The sequence below is a fragment of the Bacillus sp. FDAARGOS_235 genome (assembly GCF_002073415.2).
GTDB lineage: Bacteria > Bacillota > Bacilli > Bacillales > Bacillaceae_G > Bacillus_A > Bacillus_A toyonensis.
Map to the genome: position 1 here is coordinate 2,712,970 of NZ_CP020437.2, position 18,086 is coordinate 2,731,055.

At 34.3% G+C, this 18,086-nt stretch carries 22 protein-coding genes; 10 read left to right on the top strand and 12 right to left on the bottom strand.

Translation table 11 applies throughout. From position 1 onward, the window contains the following. The first annotated feature begins 384 nt into the window (after window positions 1-384). Entirely contained in the window at window positions 385-582 is a 198-nt protein-coding gene (locus tag A6J74_RS15745; RefSeq protein ID WP_000369250.1) for a hypothetical protein, read from the top strand. A 296-nt stretch (window positions 583-878) separates the two neighbouring features. Here the strand turns inward: A6J74_RS15745 and abc-f are convergent, their stop codons facing one another. Together abc-f and A6J74_RS30460 are read right to left on the bottom strand one after the other, a co-directional pair. After that, a complete protein-coding gene (abc-f, locus tag A6J74_RS15750) occupies window positions 879-2,759 on the bottom strand; it encodes a ribosomal protection-like ABC-F family protein (RefSeq protein ID WP_000150880.1) in 1,881 nt (626 codons plus the stop codon). A gap of 125 nt (window positions 2,760-2,884) precedes the next feature. Then, the gene (locus A6J74_RS30460; protein ID WP_000830640.1) at window positions 2,885-3,019 is read right to left on the bottom strand and encodes an RAxF-45 family protein; all 135 of its coding nucleotides are present in this window, start codon (window positions 3,017-3,019) and stop codon (window positions 2,885-2,887) included. Window positions 3,020-3,440: 421 nt separating this feature from the next. Here A6J74_RS30460 and A6J74_RS15760 point away from each other — a divergent pair, with 421 nt between their 5' ends. Both A6J74_RS15760 and A6J74_RS15765 read left to right on the top strand, forming a co-directional pair. Beyond that, the gene (locus A6J74_RS15760) at window positions 3,441-3,569 is read left to right on the top strand and encodes a hypothetical protein (RefSeq protein ID WP_002042521.1); all 129 of its coding nucleotides are present in this window, start codon (window positions 3,441-3,443) and stop codon (window positions 3,567-3,569) included. Between the two features lie 133 nt (window positions 3,570-3,702). Next, on the top strand, window positions 3,703-4,497 hold the full coding sequence (locus A6J74_RS15765; protein ID WP_002037820.1) for a DUF4931 domain-containing protein: 795 nt from the start codon (window positions 3,703-3,705) through the stop codon (window positions 4,495-4,497). A gap of 11 nt (window positions 4,498-4,508) precedes the next feature. On the opposite strand, the gene A6J74_RS15770 is transcribed toward A6J74_RS15765, so the two are convergent. Further along, the gene (locus A6J74_RS15770) at window positions 4,509-5,042 is read right to left on the bottom strand and encodes a transglycosylase SLT domain-containing protein (RefSeq protein ID WP_000713241.1); all 534 of its coding nucleotides are present in this window, start codon (window positions 5,040-5,042) and stop codon (window positions 4,509-4,511) included. A 248-nt stretch (window positions 5,043-5,290) separates the two neighbouring features. Between A6J74_RS15770 and A6J74_RS15775 the strand changes: the two genes are divergently transcribed. After that, window positions 5,291-6,940 carry a DUF2334 domain-containing protein gene (locus A6J74_RS15775; protein ID WP_000759032.1) on the top strand — a complete coding sequence of 550 codons (1,650 nt, stop codon included), beginning with the start codon at window positions 5,291-5,293 and terminating at the stop codon, window positions 6,938-6,940. Window positions 6,941-6,972: 32 nt separating this feature from the next. On the opposite strand, the gene A6J74_RS15780 is transcribed toward A6J74_RS15775, so the two are convergent. From A6J74_RS15780 to A6J74_RS15805, 5 genes are all read right to left on the bottom strand, one after another. After that, window positions 6,973-7,743, bottom strand: coding sequence for a TatD family hydrolase (locus A6J74_RS15780; RefSeq protein ID WP_001267182.1), 771 nt, complete (start codon window positions 7,741-7,743; stop codon window positions 6,973-6,975). 744 nt (window positions 7,744-8,487) lie between these two features. Continuing rightward, the gene (locus tag A6J74_RS15790) at window positions 8,488-8,844 is read right to left on the bottom strand and encodes a YxeA family protein (RefSeq protein WP_000728436.1); all 357 of its coding nucleotides are present in this window, start codon (window positions 8,842-8,844) and stop codon (window positions 8,488-8,490) included. Window positions 8,845-8,982: 138 nt separating this feature from the next. Further along, a complete protein-coding gene (locus tag A6J74_RS15795) occupies window positions 8,983-9,819 on the bottom strand; it encodes a YitT family protein (RefSeq protein WP_000248049.1) in 837 nt (278 codons plus the stop codon). Window positions 9,820-9,936: 117 nt separating this feature from the next. Next, window positions 9,937-10,266, bottom strand: a complete 330-nt coding sequence (locus tag A6J74_RS15800) for a PH domain-containing protein (RefSeq protein ID WP_001004254.1) — start codon at window positions 10,264-10,266, stop codon at window positions 9,937-9,939. A gap of 160 nt (window positions 10,267-10,426) precedes the next feature. After that, window positions 10,427-11,404, bottom strand: a complete 978-nt coding sequence (locus A6J74_RS15805; protein WP_001273894.1) for a LacI family DNA-binding transcriptional regulator — start codon at window positions 11,402-11,404, stop codon at window positions 10,427-10,429. A gap of 302 nt (window positions 11,405-11,706) precedes the next feature. Here A6J74_RS15805 and A6J74_RS15815 point away from each other — a divergent pair, with 302 nt between their 5' ends. Beyond that, entirely contained in the window at window positions 11,707-11,802 is a 96-nt protein-coding gene (locus A6J74_RS15815) for a DUF3948 family protein (RefSeq protein WP_001060006.1), read from the top strand. 64 nt (window positions 11,803-11,866) lie between these two features. On the opposite strand, the gene A6J74_RS15820 is transcribed toward A6J74_RS15815, so the two are convergent. Beyond that, complete coding sequence (locus A6J74_RS15820; protein WP_000277795.1) at window positions 11,867-12,472, bottom strand: lysophospholipid acyltransferase family protein; 606 nt, start codon at window positions 12,470-12,472, stop codon at window positions 11,867-11,869. A gap of 334 nt (window positions 12,473-12,806) precedes the next feature. Here A6J74_RS15820 and A6J74_RS15830 point away from each other — a divergent pair, with 334 nt between their 5' ends. Continuing rightward, a complete protein-coding gene (locus tag A6J74_RS15830; protein WP_001179702.1) occupies window positions 12,807-12,902 on the top strand; it encodes a DUF3948 family protein in 96 nt (31 codons plus the stop codon). A 63-nt stretch (window positions 12,903-12,965) separates the two neighbouring features. Here A6J74_RS15830 and A6J74_RS15835 read toward each other — a convergent pair whose 3' ends face one another. Continuing rightward, window positions 12,966-13,106 (bottom strand): YrzO family protein, encoded by a 141-nt coding sequence (locus tag A6J74_RS15835; RefSeq protein WP_000894071.1) that lies wholly within the window; start codon window positions 13,104-13,106, stop codon window positions 12,966-12,968. 21 nt (window positions 13,107-13,127) lie between these two features. After that, window positions 13,128-14,096: a DMT family transporter gene (locus A6J74_RS15840; protein ID WP_001252495.1), complete on the bottom strand. Its 969-nt coding sequence runs from the start codon at window positions 14,094-14,096 to the stop codon at window positions 13,128-13,130. A gap of 127 nt (window positions 14,097-14,223) precedes the next feature. Between A6J74_RS15840 and A6J74_RS15845 the strand changes: the two genes are divergently transcribed. Together A6J74_RS15845 and A6J74_RS15855 are read left to right on the top strand one after the other, a co-directional pair. After that, window positions 14,224-15,090 carry a LysR family transcriptional regulator gene (locus tag A6J74_RS15845; RefSeq protein ID WP_000423064.1) on the top strand — a complete coding sequence of 289 codons (867 nt, stop codon included), beginning with the start codon at window positions 14,224-14,226 and terminating at the stop codon, window positions 15,088-15,090. Between the two features lie 255 nt (window positions 15,091-15,345). After that, on the top strand, window positions 15,346-15,447 hold the full coding sequence (locus tag A6J74_RS15855; protein ID WP_001060020.1) for a DUF3948 family protein: 102 nt from the start codon (window positions 15,346-15,348) through the stop codon (window positions 15,445-15,447). Window positions 15,448-15,512: 65 nt separating this feature from the next. On the opposite strand, the gene A6J74_RS15860 is transcribed toward A6J74_RS15855, so the two are convergent. Beyond that, on the bottom strand, window positions 15,513-16,460 hold the full coding sequence (locus A6J74_RS15860; RefSeq protein WP_000657123.1) for a helix-turn-helix transcriptional regulator: 948 nt from the start codon (window positions 16,458-16,460) through the stop codon (window positions 15,513-15,515). A 134-nt stretch (window positions 16,461-16,594) separates the two neighbouring features. On the opposite strand from A6J74_RS15860, the gene modA reads away from it, so the two are divergent. Together modA and modB are read left to right on the top strand one after the other, a co-directional pair. Continuing rightward, window positions 16,595-17,401: a molybdate ABC transporter substrate-binding protein gene (modA, locus tag A6J74_RS15865; protein WP_001032238.1), complete on the top strand. Its 807-nt coding sequence runs from the start codon at window positions 16,595-16,597 to the stop codon at window positions 17,399-17,401. Between the two features lie 5 nt (window positions 17,402-17,406). Beyond that, window positions 17,407-18,081, top strand: a complete 675-nt coding sequence (modB, locus tag A6J74_RS15870) for a molybdate ABC transporter permease subunit (protein WP_002047011.1) — start codon at window positions 17,407-17,409, stop codon at window positions 18,079-18,081. Window positions 18,082-18,086: the final 5 nt, after the last annotated feature.

Below are 18,086 nucleotides of genomic sequence, written 5' to 3' on the forward strand. Positions count from 1 at the left end.
AATCGGAAAAGTCGGTTTTAATCGTAAAAAATAGATGTTTTTGAGGGGTAACAATCTTATTCCGACTTTTCCGGTAGACTTTATGGTTAATAGCTTATAACTTTCAATATATTTTGTCAATTCTTTCTAAATAAATATTTTTATGGTTTTTTTCAAAAATATTGTCTATTTAATTTAGGAAACTACATATCGTTGTAGTTATCTTCACTTAACCCCTACTATAGCTTTTTTTATAAGTCCCTTTTCGTTTTCAATATGTATCGCTTCTAATGTTTTTTAGTTTATGCATCCACATTTTATATTAAAAAACATAAAAACTACTTCTATTCCTTCAGCATGAAACATAGAATACTAATAATCAATTACCAAAAAGGGGGCGAAAACATGGACAACCTATTCCAATATGTCCTGCACTACGTATTATTAACAATTATGATAGTCGGGGCGCTATTACTATTCCCTTTCTTCCCAAAATTCGTCCTCTTTTTAGCTTTTTTTATTATGCTCGGGATCGCTATTATCATTTCAACAAAAGAAGATACCACACAAAAAGAAAGCAGAGTTCAGCGCGTAAAGCTGTGACTCTGCTTTCTTTTTTATTTTCAATCTCAGATTTCCATCATACATACTTATGTCTCGGGAAATAATTAGCCTTTACTTTCGTAATTAATCCTATCGAAAATCTACTAATAACATATATATTTTGCCTCATCATTGCATATGTTTCACAACCTATACAAGATGCGTAACAAAGATTTACCCAAGTTACTGTTTCACGTGAAACACACTTTTTCATTTATCTCTTACAGTAAAATATAGTTATAAAAAAAGAAAGCTAATCCCTTCAGCAAAACTGAAAGGAATTAGCTTTCTACTCTTTACCCCACAATATTATCTAACTCATTATATAACTCCGCTCGTAACAACTCTTTTTTCGTTTTTTCTTCATACAATTGTTCAAGCATTTCAACATCAGCTACATGTTCCATTTTACATTCAAGTGCATATATATCTTCTTCTACACGCATTAACTCGGTTTCAATCCCCTCAATATTCCTAGCTTCTTTCTTTTTTACAGGGACTGTTTCAATACTTTTTCTCCCTTGAGGTTTCTGCCTTATTACTTGCTTCTCAATCCTTTCCTCCCACTTTTGACGAGCCCATGCATAGTTCCCTGCAAACTCAAATAATTTGCGTTCATCAATCCAATACGTCTTTTCAAATAACTTATTTAAAAAATAACGATCATGTGAAACAGCTAAAATCGTTCCATTATATTGCTCAAGAGCTTCCTCTAAAACTTCCCTTGATTCAATATCAAGATGGTTTGTCGGCTCATCTAAAATTAAAAAATTGATGTCTTGATACATAAGTTGCGCCAGTCTTAGCCTCATTTTTTCTCCACCGCTCAGTTGCGTTACATTCTTAAACACAGCTGGACCATAAAATAAAAACTTAGCTAATATATGTCTTGCTTCTCCCTCTGTTACAGCTACATACTCTCTGAAAGCTTCCAATACATTACTCTTCATATTTCCGTACGCATGCTGCGATAAATAACCAATTTTGACACTACTACCCATCCGAATTTCACCAGCATCTGGCTCTATTTCTTCTAATAGTAATTTTAGTAGCGTAGTCTTCCCTGTGCCATTACGACCAACGATAGCCGCACGCTCCTGAAAACGAACATGTAAATTCGCTTGTTCAAATAAAGGTTTGTCAGAAAAACCTTTACTCACTTCTTTCATTACAACAACATCTTTCCCGCTTCTCTCTTGCCCTTCAAACTGAAGTCCCATCTGTTTTCGTTCTAAAATCGGTCTCTTTAACTTCTCCATACGTTCTAACGCACGTTCCATATTTCTCGCTCTCTTATGCAGTCCTTCATTCGGCGGATTCGCTTGATTTGCCCATTCACGTAGACGCTTAATTGCTTCTTTCATTTTCTTTATTTTCTTTTGCTGTTCTTGATAAGCCTGAAACTCATGAAGCAACCTTTCTTCCTTCTCCTCAACAAACTGAGAATAATTCGTATGATACACGTGAATTTCTCCATCTTCTAAATCAAAAACTTTCGTTACAACTTCATCAAGGAAATAGCGATCATGTGAAATAACCATAACCGTTCCGGTGTATTCTTTTAAAAATTGCTCTAACCATTCGACTGCAAATAAATCCAAATGATTTGTCGGTTCATCTAATAGAAGTAAATCTGGTTTCTGCAATAGCATATACGCAAGGCTTACCTTCGTCTGTTCTCCTCCACTTAATTCTAGAAATGATCGGAGGAATAGTTCCGTCACTTGTAGACCATTTGCTACCTTCATAATATTTGCCTCTATTTCATAACCACCAAGAAACGTAAATTTTTCTTGAATTACACCGTACCTCTCCATCAATTTTTGCAAAGCAGACGCTTCCCGTTCCTCCGTCATATTTTTTTCTAAAACACGCATTTCTTTTTCTAATTCCTTTTCTACTTTAAAGGCGGAACCCAATACATCGTATACAGTCATGCCCTCATCAAACTTTGGAATTTGTGCGACATGACCAATACGTGTACCTTTCTTCATATGAACGGCTCCTGCATCCACATTCTCCATTCCTGTTAGAAGACCAAAGATTGTTGTCTTCCCACTACCGTTACGGCCAACTAAACCAACACGTTCACCATTCTTTATTTCAAGCGATATATTTTCAAATATGATGTTTCCACCAAAAGATTTCGTTACATTATTTACACTACAAATTGTCATTTTCCGTACTCCTTTCAATATAAAAAAACCATGGGAAAGAAACATTCCCCATGATTTTCGACATAGAAAAAGGAAGCCAAATAGCTCCCTTTTCACACGTTTATTAAAAATGGGTGAAGAGATTTCTATCGTTCAATAGCTACTATGCAATTGTTAAAAAAGGGCAGACGTATCCCGTTAACAATTACATCATGAAAAATCGCACGACAAAAATAGATAAAATCTAAAAATTTGGCACGCGCAGCTAAAGAACGTTTCATCTCATTCACCCCTTTCGTACGGAATTTAATACTTACTTCTTTATTATACTTCCCTATTTTATGTTTGAATAGTCATTTTTCTGAAAATAATGAAGATAGACTAAACATTTCAATAAGTGACATCAAATCTTACAAAACTGTTATGTTCACGTAATGGAAAGCGATAGTACGAAAAGATGCCTCCCTATACAATAAAGATGTAAACAAGAGAGACAAACAAAAGGAGGAAGCAATCATGATGAAAGAAATCGTAAAAGCAATCTTTGAGGTATTAGTGAACGGACAAGCAGTTGTAAAAGAACTAAATGAACTATAAAAAGGAGTGAAGAAATATGATGAACATGGTGAAAATGATCTTACACGCTTTAGTCGATGCAAAGGCAGTTAGCCAAGAATTAAACCAACAATAAAAAGGGGTTATATGAATATGAAGAAAGCCATTATTATAATCGCAAGTACAGCAATCGCCTTATACACAATAAAAAATAGAAAAACGAAACATAGTGAAAATACTCTATATTATCCATACACATTATTAAAGAAAAAATAAAAGACAAGATACCCTATCGTAATGAGGATATCTTGTCTTTTATTTTTCCCTATTCACTTTAAAGGATTTCCTCCTCCTTTCCCCGAATGTATTAAGCGGGATTTTTACACATATTTTAAAGGGGTATATACAAATGGATACACAACAACTATATTTTTTAAACGATATCGGTAAACAAAAACCAGAAAGCATTCGGAACAGAAGCGCTGCATGTCCATTTTGCGATAGAGAAAATTTAACGGATATTTTAGAAACTGAGGGCTCAATTATTTGGTTGAAAAATAAATTCCCTACATTAAAAGATACATTTCAAACCGTGTTAATCGAAACGGATAATTGTGAAGATCATATCGCAACATATACAGAAGAGCATATGCGAAAACTAATTCATTTCTCTATTCAACATTGGTTAAAGTTACAGGAAAACGAAGACTTTTCATCTGTAATTTTATACAAAAATCATGGTCCATTTTCAGGCGGAAGTTTGCATCATGCACACATGCAAATTATCGGAATGAAACATGTAGACTATCTCGAGAATATTGAAGAGGAAAATTTCCAAGGGATAATTGTTCAAAAAAATGAACGTATTGAACTCAATATTTCAGAGCTTCCTATTATCGGTTTTACTGAATTCAATATAATCATTGATGATATTGCATGTATAGATGAAATGGCAAATTACATTCAGCAAACTGTACGATACATACTGACAGATTTCCATAAAGGGTGTAGCAGTTATAACTTATTCTTCTATCACTTAAACGGAAAAATTATTTGTAAAGTTGTTCCTAGGTTTGTCGTTTCACCGTTGTATGTAGGATATAAAATACCACAAGTTTCTACAAAACTAGAAGAAGTGAACATACAACTAGCGCAGTACTTCACAAGGCAGGAAGACAAAAATATCCATAAAAAAATAGAGTAGGTATCGAAAACCTACTCTTTTAGTACACCTTTATTTCGATAGTATACGTTCTCTAATCCAACGTTATACTTCATATTGTTATCCGTCCACTCTGGCCCTAAATTCCCTGGCCATCCTGATGTATTCGCTACATATTTCAATAATGCAAAATCAGTCAAGCCTCTTTGCACCCCGCGCTTATATCCCTTCACCAAATGCGGCATTGCAATTTGTGCATTTGTACGTGGGTCTTTCAACTCTTCATCAGTTAAATGATCTGGCGCAAGTCCACCACCACGGTGCAATTGAAACAATCCGAATGAAGTTCCGTTGTCTCCAATACTTCTTGGATTCAATCGACTTTCATGTTCGGCAATTGTAAGAGGTATCCATTCTGGAAGATTTACTTTCTTTGCTTCCTCTATAATAATTTGTTTCATCTGTTTTGCTTCTTCTGAATCAACATAGCTTGTCTCTTTCACTAGCTTATCCATTCCTTCAGACTTTCCTTGGAAATATAAATACACCCCAAGAACGACTAAAAATCCTACAAAGAATTTCTTCACTACCTCTACCTCTTTCTCCGCTGAAATTTGTCCCCTTTCAGCCTTCCCTTTACAATTACCTATGTTCTATCATTCTCTTACTCTTTTATCATAGCAAATAACTATACATATTATCATCATGCTTTAGGCCTATTTTGTGAAAAAACATTTGGTAAATACGTGCAAAAATGTAACTTTCATAGACTATAACTTATTTTTTGTATATAATTGTAAATTGAATTCTAAATATAAACTAGGAGAATAATAATATGAAAAAATGGCTATTACTCTTATTCAGTTTACTACTATTAATTCCTGTCCCTATTTCCGCACAAAAAACCGAAAAGTCGAAAGTCCTTATTTTATACAGTTCAAATGATGATCAAATTACAAGTGATATCCAAATACTTAATACACAAGTAGGACATTTCACTAATGATATAACAATTAAAAATATAAAACAGTTATCTGAAGTAACTGATAAATCTTCGTATACACACGTTATTTACATGGGTGAAAAACAAGAAGAACTTTCTACTGAAGCAAAAGAATTTCTAGAAAGCTTCCCCGGACCACTACTAGTTTTAGGTCAAAACATAGAACAGTTATCTAATCGTTTTTCGTTCATCACACTTAAAAACGAAGATATAAACTCTGATAAAATTGAATATCCAACACGTAAGCTAAAGAATACATTAGAGGAAGAGAGATCAATTAAACAACTTGATACAAATGGAACAATTCTTGCCCATGCCTTAAGAGACAATAATACTTATCCATTAATTGTACAGCAAAACAATTCGTATTACGTTGCAACTTCCAACCTCTTTGATTGGATATCTTATTATATTGGCGAAAGCTTATTTTCTTATTTTCAACAAAAACCTGAAACTAATAAAAAATTAGCCTATTTACGCCTCGAGGATGTTCACCCAGCTGCAGATATAAATCAATTACAGGATATTGCCGACTTATTAAAGAAGAAAAAGATTCCTTACATGATAACTGTTATTCCTGTATATACAGATCCAGATACAGGTGAAACACTACATTTAAAAGATAAACCCGAACTAGTCGATCTTTTACGCTCTATGCAAGATGATGGTGCAGCAATTATTATGCATGGTTATACTCACCAATTTTATGACAGTGAAACTGGTGAAGGGTTTGAATTTTGGGACGTAAAAACTGATCAACCCATTCGTCAACCGAAGCATGAAAAGCCAAAAACAAAAGATAATTTCCCAAATATAGAGGCATATAACCAATATGTAAAAAAAGGTGAAGCATTTGAAGAAAAATATACGACAGATCATATTGAAAAAGGTATCCAAGAACTTGTAGATGCTAAACTATATCCTGTCGCATTTGAAGCACCTCATTACACAATGTCTCAAAAAGGTTATGAAATCTTATCAAAGTACTTTTCAACTTATGTAGGTCAACTGCAGTTAAGTGATACAACTTGGAAATCCATGCACTCTCCAGCGTATAGAAGTACACCATCATTTCTACATGGAATGAAATTAATGCCTGAAACAGTTGGATTTATTGAAGAAGATAAACCACGAGCTATTGCCCAAATGAAAGAGCGTGCTTTATCTGTTGCTAAATTATCCGATGGAATTATTGGTGCATTCTATCATCCTTACTTAGGTGTGAAACCATTAAAAGAAGTATTAAAAGATCTAGAGAGTATTCCAAACATAGAGTGGATTGATTTACAAAAAGAAACGAATGAAGTAAAAATGAAAGATATTCATATTACTACTAATAAAGACGGTATCCACGTTGAAAAATCAACTAGTGCAAATGACGTAATTGATTATATAAAACAATATGGATTCTTCCTTATACTTGGGTTCGTTATCATTGTCTTTCTATTATTATTAAGACGTGCGAAAAAATTAGAATCCTAATAAAAAACACTAAGCGAGCTGCTTGGTGTTTTTTAGGATTCAGTCAATCGATAAAAGCGAACTGTATTCTTATATATTTGTTCTGCAACTTTCTCTACTGGAATTTTTTTTATTACACTAACTTCTTCTAATACATCTTTAATCATACAAGGGTGTGTTATAGTATTCTCTTGAAATTCCCACGGTCCATCCGTTTCTACCATCATATATTCCAGTGGATAATACGAAACGATCTTTCTAATTTTCTCCTTATGTAAAACATCTGGTGTGATAGAAATATAATAACCATTCCTCACCATCCGTCCCATTGTCGCTTCATTTCCTTTAAACCAATGGAAGTGTGCACGTGAAATTTTATATTCTTCAAGTAAATCACATACAATATCGGCATCTTCATAAACTGCGTGTAATACAATGGGCAAATCATATTCACTAGCTAGTTCTATAAATCGTCTCAATATCGCCACGTATGAATCTATAGTAACCCCTTCATCTTCTTTCGTTAAATAATACGGCAAGCCCACTTCACCAATCGCAATGATTTCCTCAGCATGAGCTTCAATTAATTTGAATATGCGCTCACATTCTTCTTTATGAATCGGTTGCTCCGGATGAAATCCTATTGCTGGGTGTATGAAAGGGAATTTCTTTCCTAAAGATAAAGTTTCCTTACATGATTGATAATTCATAGATACCGCAATAAGCCCCTTTACCTCTTTACTATTTTCCAAATCTTTAAGTAATCTACTTTTCTCTTCATCCTTATATTGATCAACATGTATATGGCTATCAATCCACCTCATCTTTATTCCTCCATAAAAAAAAACAAGAAAGGAACTCCCTTCTTGTTTTATCATCTATATTATTTAACAATTAAGTTTGTTATGATATCAAATAATCCAATACATACTACAGCAACAGTAAAGTAGCTACAGAAATCTTTAATTGGAAACCTCACTACTTCTTCTTTACGCATCCCATTTTTCTCCCTTCTTACTAAATCCCTAACTATTTTCATCTATTTGTATCTATTATGCAAAAAATATGACAAATTTACTATCGAATTAACTTACGTAAACCTTACAATGTTGTAAGGTTTATAAAAAGAGCCCCATCTACATACAGATGAGGGTTATTAAAAAGTAGTTGGTTTTTCATTCTTCCTTACATTACAAACAGAAAGTAATACATTAGACTTTCTATTTATACTATATTAAATTTACTATCTTTTAACTATCGAATTACATTACAGAAGGCTTACATGTTTGTAAGCTATGCGTAATGTAATTCGATAGTTTTCCATATCTATATTTCGTACAATACAGTTAGAAAGTAAGCCAAATAAGAAGAACGCTCACATAACCAAATTACATTGCTAGTAGCTACTCTTCTTATACCTTTCACTCATGCTACTACAATGTACCCCCTTCCCCTTTATATAATAAAAAAAGCCTTAGCCCATATGGACTAAGGCTTTTTTACGAACCTCGAAATACCCCTACCTAGTATTTTGATTTTCGACAAAAAATAGGCAGGGGTATATTTCGCTATCTCATCGCTAAAAGTTTACTCTTCGCATTAATAGGAATATTTACAGCTTCAATTTCTTCAATTGACTCGCCGTATCGTCCTTTTGCGTACACTTTTAATGCTTCATCTCTCTTTAACATATGCTTAACAGTCTTCTTTATTTTTTGTTCTCTTCCACGTTCGTCAAATGCAATAAATTCATATTCATACCACTCATCACCAACATGCTGACCAATTGTATTCACAACCGTATAGTATTCTTTCGTCTTATAAAGCGGATTATATTTATCAATAACTGGTCCAAGTTTCGTAGGCAGTAACATTACTACTATCACTAGCATCGCTATTATAGTAGTGATCATTTTTTTCTTCACAATAAACATTCCTCCTCTGCAGGATATATATACATCCATTTTAAGAAGAAGCAATAAAATCTACTATTGAATCTCATTACATTACACTTACATTTTTGTAAGAATAAAAAAAGGTGAACGATTTTACTCGTTCACCTTTTAGCTCGCTTTAAAGCCCCCACCAAGCACATCACGCACATCATGAATAACAACGAAAGCATCTTCATCTACTCGGCTAATAACTTGCTTTAACTTAACAAGCTCTTGTTTATTAATAACAACATATAAAACTTCTTTATTTTTTCCAGTATATCCGCCGCGTCCTTCTAATACAGTGACACCGCGTGTCATGTTTTTGGTAATAGCCTCACGTATTAAATCTGGTTGATTTGAAATGATTGTAACAGCCGTTTTTGTATCCATTCCTTCTACAATGAAATCAATCACTTTCGCACCGATGAATACTGCAACAAGTGTGTACATCGCTTTTTCTTGTCCTATTATAAATACAGAACCAGCAATTACAACGATATCAATAATAAGTACGCCTTTACCAACGCTCCACCCTAAATATTGATTTGCTAACTGTGCTAAAATTGCCGATCCTCCTGATGTACCTCCAGCTTTGAACATACAGCCTAATCCGATACCTACAAACAAACCAGCAAATAAAGCTGCTAATAGCGTATCACTATTTACATGATACTCAATATGTTCTGTAACATATAAAAACAAGGATGTTTCTACAATCCCTAAAATCGTATAAACCATCGTTTTTTTATCAAAAAACTTATAACCAATAGCTAGTAAAACTGCATTTATAGCAAAGTTCACAATCCCTGGTGACCAATCAAATAAGTAGTACGTAACAACCGTTAAACCAATAATTCCACCTTCCGATAAACGGTTTGGAATTGCAAAGTAATTAATACCAATTGCGAATAATAATGAACCAATTGTAATTAGTGTTATTTCCTTTATACGTTGATTAACCATAATTCATACCCTCCCCCATTTGACATTGTATCACTATCTCCTAGAGGTTTAGAAGTGGTTTTTATTCCGCATTTTACCTCTTAAAGATCGAGATATTATGTTTAAACAAAGGGTTGATTAATTATTCATATTTTCTCTAACTGCACGAACAAATCGCTCCACATTCCCTTTCTGAATATACCTAGCTCTAACCCTTTCATGATTACAAGTAAATTCAAAATATGGACAGAGATCTATGTCATCTATATGCAAATACGGATACTCTTCAAATATTGCAGGGTAGCCCGAAAATTTCCCGTAAAAAAGGAGACGTCTAGTAGTAGCAGCGAAAATCCCATGCCGGTAAGCTACGGTAAAATCATCCTTCTCAAATATCCCTACCACAACAGCTAAAATCTTTTCGTCATCCTCTACATATTTTTTCATACTCGATAAAAGTTCATTCATGCATATTCCTCCAAATTCTATTCATTGTTTTAACACTTGAAAAGAATCCATGGATTATTACAGACCGGTTTAACTCTTTTATAAAGTATGAAACGCGTTTCCTGTCAAAGACATTTCAAAAAATAATCCGTTATGCGATTATACACATAACGGATTAAGACTAAACTGTAGAGCGTTCCACAAGTTCATACGGAATCTCCACCTTTTCTTGTTTATAACTCTCGTTGCTCACTTGCCTATAAAACATTTCAAAAGCGTTTTTGCCTATCTCCTTTAAATTTTGATCAATCGTTGTCAACTGTAACACTTGTGAAATAGGTTGATTATCAAAACCAATAATCGCCAAATCCTCAGGAACTTGAATACCTAACTTTTCAACTTCTGTCATAATCCCAATCGCAACTTCATCTCCTGCTACTATTAACGCTTCTGGGAGGACCTGCATCTCCTTTAACTTATGAGCCGCTCTCACACCATCTTCTAATGTAAAACATTCTGTAAAAATCCACTCTTCATTAACCTCTTCATCTATGGATTGTAATTGATGTTTATAAACATCAAAACGTTTTTGACTACTTGGCCCTAACTTCCTTCCCGTACAATAACCAATTTTTTTATAACCTTTTTCAATAAGATAATTCATTCCTAACTGAAAGGCTGCCGAATGATTTGTATATACACTTGAGATATTTGAAATATCATTATCTTCACAAGCAATTATTGTGCCGTAAGAAGCATACGGTTCTATCGTTTCCCAATCATTCGCACGCGAGCAAATAATAAGGCCGTCCAATTGTTTTGTTTTTAGCATATGTAAACTTTTCATTTCTTCTTTTTTATTGTAATTCGTTTGGCAAAGTAACACCCTGTAATTATGAGCTAACGCCACCTCCATCATTCCACCTACCATCGCATCAAAACACGGATGATTAATGTAAGGTAAAATTACACCAACAATATTCGTCTTCCCTTTGGATAAATGAACAGCGTTTGCGTTTTGTGAGTAATTCAACTTCTCAACTATCTCAATAACCGCTTTCCTTTTTTCTTCACTTACATATGGGTGATCATTTAGCACCCTCGAAACGGTCGTAACTGAAACTCCGGCCATCTTTGCGATATCTTTAATATTAGCCATACACTCACCTCTCCTTTTAACTTAATGAATTCCATGAACATATGTCAAATCTTCTCATCATTACACCTTCATTCGTTTTTCTTACAAAAGTGTAATTTTCCTGTAAGCTAATTCGATAGTGACTCTTCCCAATATCTTATACAATTAAGTCAGAAACAGGGCAACAACTATTCGAAAAGGAGCGGATTAATATGATGAACAAAATGAAGAACAACAAATTTACAAATACAATGGGCATGGTATTGTCCGCTCTTATCGATGCAAAATCTGTTGCTTCTACAAACAAGTAAGGAGAGATTATAATGAACAACATCACTTTTAACAAATTAGATTTTTTAGGACTAGCTAGCGGCTCTCTTCTTCTTACTGCTTTTATTTACGCTGCTACGCTTATATAAACTTTGTGTCCCCTTTCCCCTTTATATATAGAAAAAGACGACCGTCTATGCCCGGTCGTCTTTTTTACTTTTGTTTCGATTGCAAAGTTTCCTTTAGTTCTTCAAATTTTTCGTTTAATTGATCTGTCATCATTTTCATAGCCGTTTTTCGATCTATTTGTTCTCCGGCATCAATTTGAATCGGATCTCCAAAAACTAATTGCGCTTTTTTTCCTTTTATTAATTCTTTTACACTTGATGGACCAATATAAGCTGCCGGCACTAATGGAACGTTAGAACGCAGTGCAATCGTAACAGCCCCCGCTTTTAATGAAACGTCTTCTGTTGATCTCGTTCCACTTGGGAAAATCCCTACTACTTTTCCCTCTTTTAATAAACGCGATGGAATTTTTAATGTGCTCGGCCCTGGATTCGCACGATCTACCGGAAATGCATTTACATTTTTAAAGAACCAGTTTTTGAATTTCCCTTCAAATAATTCTTTTTTGGCCATGTAATGAATTTGGGTTGGATACATCCCAGTTGCTAACATTAAAACGTCCATAAAACTCGTATGTGTACACGCAACAACGTAAGGGCCGCCTTCTGGTAATTTCTCTCTCCCTTGTACTTCTACTTTCCCAGCCATTTTAAATATATATTTCAACGAAAATGTAATTGGTTTATACATTTGTTTCGTTCCTTTCTAAATATCCGAAGTATAATCATTTTCTTACAATGATTATAACACTAAGTTTTAGGAGTTGGTAATAAAAATAAGTATTTATTGTTAAATTTCAATTCTTACAAAAGTGTAATTTTCTTGTAAGCTAATTCGATAGTGACTCTCCCCAATATCTTATACAATTAAGTCAGAAACAGGGCAACCATTTGAAAAGGAGCGGATCGATATGATGAACAAAATGAAGAACAACAAATTTACGAATACAATGGGCATGGTATTGTCCGCTCTTATCGATGCAAAATCTGTTGCTTCTACATTAAACAAGTAAGGAGAATATATTATGCAAAATATCACCTTTAACAAATTAGATTTTTTAGGACTAGCTAGCGGCTCTCTTCTTCTTACTGCTTTTATTTACGCTGCTACGCTTATATAAACTTTGTGTCCCCTTTCCCCTTTATATATAGAAAAAGACGACCGTCTATGCCCGGTCGTCTTTTTAAATTTTTCTTTCTTTTAACTCTTTTAAAAGCTGTATCAGTTCAGCTTGTTGTTTTACCTTCTTACGACCATTTCGATTAATTGCTGCAAGCTCGCACGCAACTCCGACGGCGAAGAAAAACAATAAACTTTCTAACATGTTAAATCCTCCAATTGCCTATTAAACCGCTTGGCGTAATTGCTCTTCTTGTAAAACTTGCTTATTTATATTTTCTTCTTTTCTCTGACAAACGTTATTGCGAATAAGTGCTGCAATAACAAGTAAAGTTCCTACAATATCAAACATTGTTATTTGATACCCTTGTATCATCATAATAATCAAAGTCGTAACGGGTACAAAATTAATAAATAAAATGCCGTTAATCGATGATAAGATTTTCACACCGTAATTCCAAGCGAGTAGCGCTATGATTCCTGGTAATGTCATCATAAATAACAAATCATACTTCACGATAGAAATCGTTCCCATACTTGGGACTGGAACATACCCAAGCACCGTAATCATTACAGTTATAATTCCTGTGACAGTCGTACCAAATACACACGTCAATGTAGAATAGCGTAATGTTGACCAATCGCTACACGTTTGACCACCCATCGTATAAATAACCCAACCTACAACACCAATAAATATAAACGCTAGTGAAAACATGTTATCTTTCAATGTTAAAAAGAAACTCATATCACCTTTCGTAATAACAAACACAGCTCCTACAAAAGCGATAATCATGCTCGTTATCATATATTTTTTCGGTTTTATATGCTTATATCCCCATAAAATACAAATGGAAATCATCGGCATGAGTGCTTCCATAATGGAGGCTACCATTACACCTGATTTTCCCATTAACATTTGACCTAAAAATATGAGTACATTATATACAGTAAACGCCATCGTTCCAAAAAAGACGAGTAACTTTCCCCTTCCTTCTAAACGAAATGCCTGTTTTCCTTCTTTCATTAACAATAATATAATCAGTACTATCGCCACTGCTCCATAACGAATAAGTGAAAAATAAAATGGATCTATGTATTCTAGCGCATGATCAGCAACCGGAAACATCGCTCCCCATGACATACTTGCAATTAAACATGCCAAAGCTCCTATTACTATTTGACCTCTTCTCACCATAATCCCCCGCTTCTTTCTATTTGCACAAAGAGAATTGTAAAAGAAAAAACATATCACGTAAAACGATTCAAAATGATGTTAACTATCATTTATAATGATAGTTAACATCAAGGGGGAGCATACAATGGAATTACGAGACTTACAAATCTTCCAAAGCGTTGCCGATCGCGGTAGTGTAAGCGGCGCAGCAAAGGAATTAAATTATGTACAATCAAATGTAACCGCACGTATTAAACAATTAGAAAACGAGCTAAAAACACCGCTCTTTTACCGTCATAAACGAGGCATGACTTTAACAGCTGAAGGAAGAAAAATGCTCGTTTATGTTAATAAAATTTTGCAAGATGTTGAAGAGCTAAAACAAGTGTTTCTAGATAGTGAAACACCATCTGGTATATTAAAAATCGGTACAGTCGAAACAGTAAGTACATTGCCTACCATTTTGTCTTCTTACTATAAAAGCTATCCAAACGTTGATTTATCATTACAAGCTGGTCTAACCGAAGAACTTATTAGAGAAGTCCTTGACCATCAATTAGATGGCGCCTTTATATCAGGTCCTATTAAGCATCCACTAATTGAACAATACGATGTTAGTACAGAAAAATTAATGCTCGTGACACAAAATAAAGCTTTTCATATAGAAGAATTTACTACGACGCCCTTACTCGTTTTTAATCAAGGGTGTGGATACCGTACCAAACTAGAACGATGGCTTAAAGATGAAGGTTTGCTACCAAAAAGAATTATGGAATTTAACATATTAGAAACAATATTAAATAGTGTAGCACTCGGTCTTGGGATTACACTCGTGCCCCAGTCCGCGGTACAACATCTTTCTACAGCAGGTAAAGTACACTGTCATCCGATTCCCGAGAAATACGGTAGTATTTCAACTGTTTTCATACGCCGCAAAGATAGCTACATGACCAATTCAATGCGTAGCTTTTTAAAAACAATTGAAGAGCACCATCACATCAATATGCTTTAAAAGACATTCTTACACGAATGTCTTTTTTTCTTACAAAAGTGTAAGTCTCCCGTAAGATAATTCGATAGTTGTAGTTCATCATTTTCCCTATAATTAAGACATAAAGCAGGGCAACAACAATTCGAAAAGGAGCGGATACGCATGATGAACAAAATGAAATCAAACAATTTTTTTAACACAATGGGCATGGTGCTATCCGCACTTGTCGATGCAAAAGCAGTTGCAACTACATTAAACAAATAAGGAGAGATTATAATGAACAACATTACTTTCAACAAATCAGACTTTATCGGACTTGCAAGTGGAGCGACTCTTCTTACAGCTTTCATTTACACACTTGCTCAAAGTCTTGTTTAACAATTCGTTTCCCCAAACCCCTTTATATATAGAAAAAGCTGCTCGTCTTATAGACAAGCAGCTTTTTAGTTTGTTTCATATATAATTTGGCCTGTTTTCATAATATCGTATCCGCCAATCGCTTTTAACTCATTATGAAATTCTTCCGATTGCAGAATGTCTTTCATAACTTCAATAAGTTCTTCATTGTCTTTATTCTTCAAAATTACTAAATCATACTGTTCTTTCATTATCGGAATAAAGTCTACATTTACAATTTGCGAAACCTTTTCCGATCCTACCCCAACATCAGCTTTTCCGTTCGCAACTTGCGTGGCAACACCAAGATGACTCGATTCTTCCCATTCATATCCACTAATATGTTCTTTATTTAACTTTTGAATTCGTAATTGTTCATCCACTAGCACCCTAATACCAGAGCCTTTTTCTCGATTTACAAATTTTATAGAGGACCCGAATATGTCAGCCCATGTCTTTATTTTCTTTGGGTTTCCTTTTTGAACATAAAACCCCACATTTCTTGCCAATAAATTGATCATAATACACGGTTGTCCAACTAAAATACGTTTTACGTAAGGAACATTATAAGTACCCGTTTCACCATCAAATAAGTGTAAACTAACTACACTTCCTTCTCCTTGGTACATCTTCACTAAACTTGTTAAACTACCTTGATACGCTCTTAATACATTAGAATTTAGCAATCGATTTTCTATACGTTTTGCCAACATATCTAACGTTAGTTCTTGCCCGCTAATGATGCATGTATTCAAGATACTACTATCGTCATTCTTTACAGAAGTAACTTGTATCTTTCCTGTTTTCATTTGCTTTATATATTGTTCTAAATCCGCTGTATCAATGCGCATCTGTCTACCAACTCTATAAGAAGGAAGTTCTCCTTTTTTAATTAAGTCGTATACAGTTAGTTTTGATACTTTTAATCGCTTCGCTACTTCTTCCGTTGTGTAGGAATGATGATCCATAGACGATTCCTCACTTTCTTCCTTCATTGTAACAAAGAAAAGAATATTTCTCCTATTTTTTAAAAACAACCATATTGTTCAAATTATATTCAATTATAACTAGTTATAATTAGTTATATTTAGTTATAATTAGTTATGTCAAAACGAAAGGGGATTTTTTTATGAACAAATTCACATTACGATCTATTGGGGCACTTATACTTTCTTTCCTTCTTATATTTAGTGCTGCTTGTACAAGCGTGGAAAAGAAGGAGAAGTCAGTTGCTAAAGAGAGAAAAACAGTCGAACTGACTATATCAGCTGCTGCTAGCTTACAAGATGCATTAAAAGAAATTGAAAAACAATATAAAGAGAAAAAGCCTAATATTAAACTTTCTTTTAACTTCGGTGCTTCCGGTGCACTTCAACAACAAATCGAACAAGGTGCGCCTGCTGATTTATTCTTCTCTGCAGCAGAAGATAAATTCCAAACACTTGTTAAAAAAGGATTCATTAATGAAAAAGAAGGAAAAAACCTTCTTGGAAATGAACTAGTTCTAGTCGTCCCAAAAGATAGCTCTCTTACAAAAATTCAAGATTTAAAAGATGAGAAAATCAAAAAAATCGCACTTGGTACACCTGAATCTGTACCCGCTGGGAAATATGCAAAAGCTTCTCTCACACATGAAAATCTTTGGAATGACATTCAAAATAAAATCGTATTTACAAAAGATGTTCGCCAAGTGTTAACATATGTAGAAACAGGTAATGTCGATGCTGGTATTGTATACAAAACAGATGCTCTCATTTCAGACAAAGTAAAAATTGGCGAGACGGCAGCAGCTACTTCTCATGAACCAATCCACTATCCTTTAGGCGTTATAAAAGAATCGAAGCATAAGAAAGAGGCGACTTCATTTTATGAATATTTGCAGTCAAAAGATGCACAATCTATCTTTAAGAAATATGGATTTACAGTCCTATCATAATTGCCATGAGCTTTGATGATATTTTGTCACCTGTCTTTTTATCTTTACGAATAGCTGCATACGCCACCATTATCGTCACAATTTTAGGAACGATTATCGGTCGGTCACTAGCACGCTCCTCATGGAGATATAAAGTAATACTAGAAACTATTTTCTTATTACCAATGGTACTTCCGCCAACTGTAATCGGATTTTTTCTCATTATTATTTTTGGAAATAACAGCCCCATTGGAAAGTGGATAGAATCGGTATTTCAGCAGTCCATTATGTTCACATCTACTGCTGCTATCATTGCTTCTACAGTTGTCGCATTTCCGCTCATGTATCAATCAGCAAAAACAGGATTTTCGATCGCAAATGTACAAATTGAAGAGGGCGCTCGCGATCTCGGCGCCAGTGAATATCAAGTTTTTCTACACGTTACACTACCGCTTGCATTTCCTGCATTACTAAGCGGTATGATCTTAAGCTTTGTTCGTGCACTAGGAGAATTTGGTGCTACACTCATGTTTGCTGGGAATATTCCTGGCAAAACACAGACAATCCCAACAGCAATTTATATGGCCATTGATGCAAGTAATATGCAACTCGCTTGGACACTTGTAATTATCACTATCAGTATGTCACTCATATTTCTCCTATGTATTCAGCTCATTAATAAAAGAATTACTAATTCTTAAAGCAG

What these genes read in the sequence shown, in the direction of transcription:
- A6J74_RS15780 (WP_001267182.1), bottom strand. Translation starts at nt 7,743, where the DNA reads ATGAGGTGGATTGATAGCCATATACATGTTGATCAATATAAGGATGAA.
- modB (WP_002047011.1), top strand. Translation starts at nt 17,407, where the DNA reads ATGAGCTTTGATGATATTTTGTCACCTGTCTTTTTATCTTTACGAATA.
- A6J74_RS30460 (WP_000830640.1), bottom strand. Translation starts at nt 3,019, where the DNA reads ATGAAACGTTCTTTAGCTGCGCGTGCCAAATTTTTAGATTTTATCTAT.
- A6J74_RS15820 (WP_000277795.1), bottom strand. Translation starts at nt 12,472, where the DNA reads ATGTATAAACCAATTACATTTTCGTTGAAATATATATTTAAAATGGCT.
- A6J74_RS15760 (WP_002042521.1), top strand. Translation starts at nt 3,441, where the DNA reads ATGAATATGAAGAAAGCCATTATTATAATCGCAAGTACAGCAATCGCC.
- A6J74_RS15800 (WP_001004254.1), bottom strand. Translation starts at nt 10,266, where the DNA reads ATGAATGAACTTTTATCGAGTATGAAAAAATATGTAGAGGATGACGAA.
- A6J74_RS15860 (WP_000657123.1), bottom strand. Translation starts at nt 16,460, where the DNA reads ATGAAGGAAGAAAGTGAGGAATCGTCTATGGATCATCATTCCTACACA.
- modA (WP_001032238.1), top strand. Translation starts at nt 16,595, where the DNA reads ATGAACAAATTCACATTACGATCTATTGGGGCACTTATACTTTCTTTC.
- A6J74_RS15765 (WP_002037820.1), top strand. Translation starts at nt 3,703, where the DNA reads ATGGATACACAACAACTATATTTTTTAAACGATATCGGTAAACAAAAA.
- A6J74_RS15745 (WP_000369250.1), top strand. Translation starts at nt 385, where the DNA reads ATGGACAACCTATTCCAATATGTCCTGCACTACGTATTATTAACAATT.
- A6J74_RS15795 (WP_000248049.1), bottom strand. Translation starts at nt 9,819, where the DNA reads ATGGTTAATCAACGTATAAAGGAAATAACACTAATTACAATTGGTTCA.
- A6J74_RS15855 (WP_001060020.1), top strand. Translation starts at nt 15,346, where the DNA reads ATGAACAACATTACTTTCAACAAATCAGACTTTATCGGACTTGCAAGT.
- A6J74_RS15845 (WP_000423064.1), top strand. Translation starts at nt 14,224, where the DNA reads ATGGAATTACGAGACTTACAAATCTTCCAAAGCGTTGCCGATCGCGGT.
- A6J74_RS15830 (WP_001179702.1), top strand. Translation starts at nt 12,807, where the DNA reads ATGCAAAATATCACCTTTAACAAATTAGATTTTTTAGGACTAGCTAGC.
- A6J74_RS15835 (WP_000894071.1), bottom strand. Translation starts at nt 13,106, where the DNA reads ATGTTAGAAAGTTTATTGTTTTTCTTCGCCGTCGGAGTTGCGTGCGAG.
- A6J74_RS15805 (WP_001273894.1), bottom strand. Translation starts at nt 11,404, where the DNA reads ATGGCTAATATTAAAGATATCGCAAAGATGGCCGGAGTTTCAGTTACG.
- A6J74_RS15775 (WP_000759032.1), top strand. Translation starts at nt 5,291, where the DNA reads ATGAAAAAATGGCTATTACTCTTATTCAGTTTACTACTATTAATTCCT.
- A6J74_RS15815 (WP_001060006.1), top strand. Translation starts at nt 11,707, where the DNA reads ATGAACAACATCACTTTTAACAAATTAGATTTTTTAGGACTAGCTAGC.
- abc-f (WP_000150880.1), bottom strand. Translation starts at nt 2,759, where the DNA reads ATGACAATTTGTAGTGTAAATAATGTAACGAAATCTTTTGGTGGAAAC.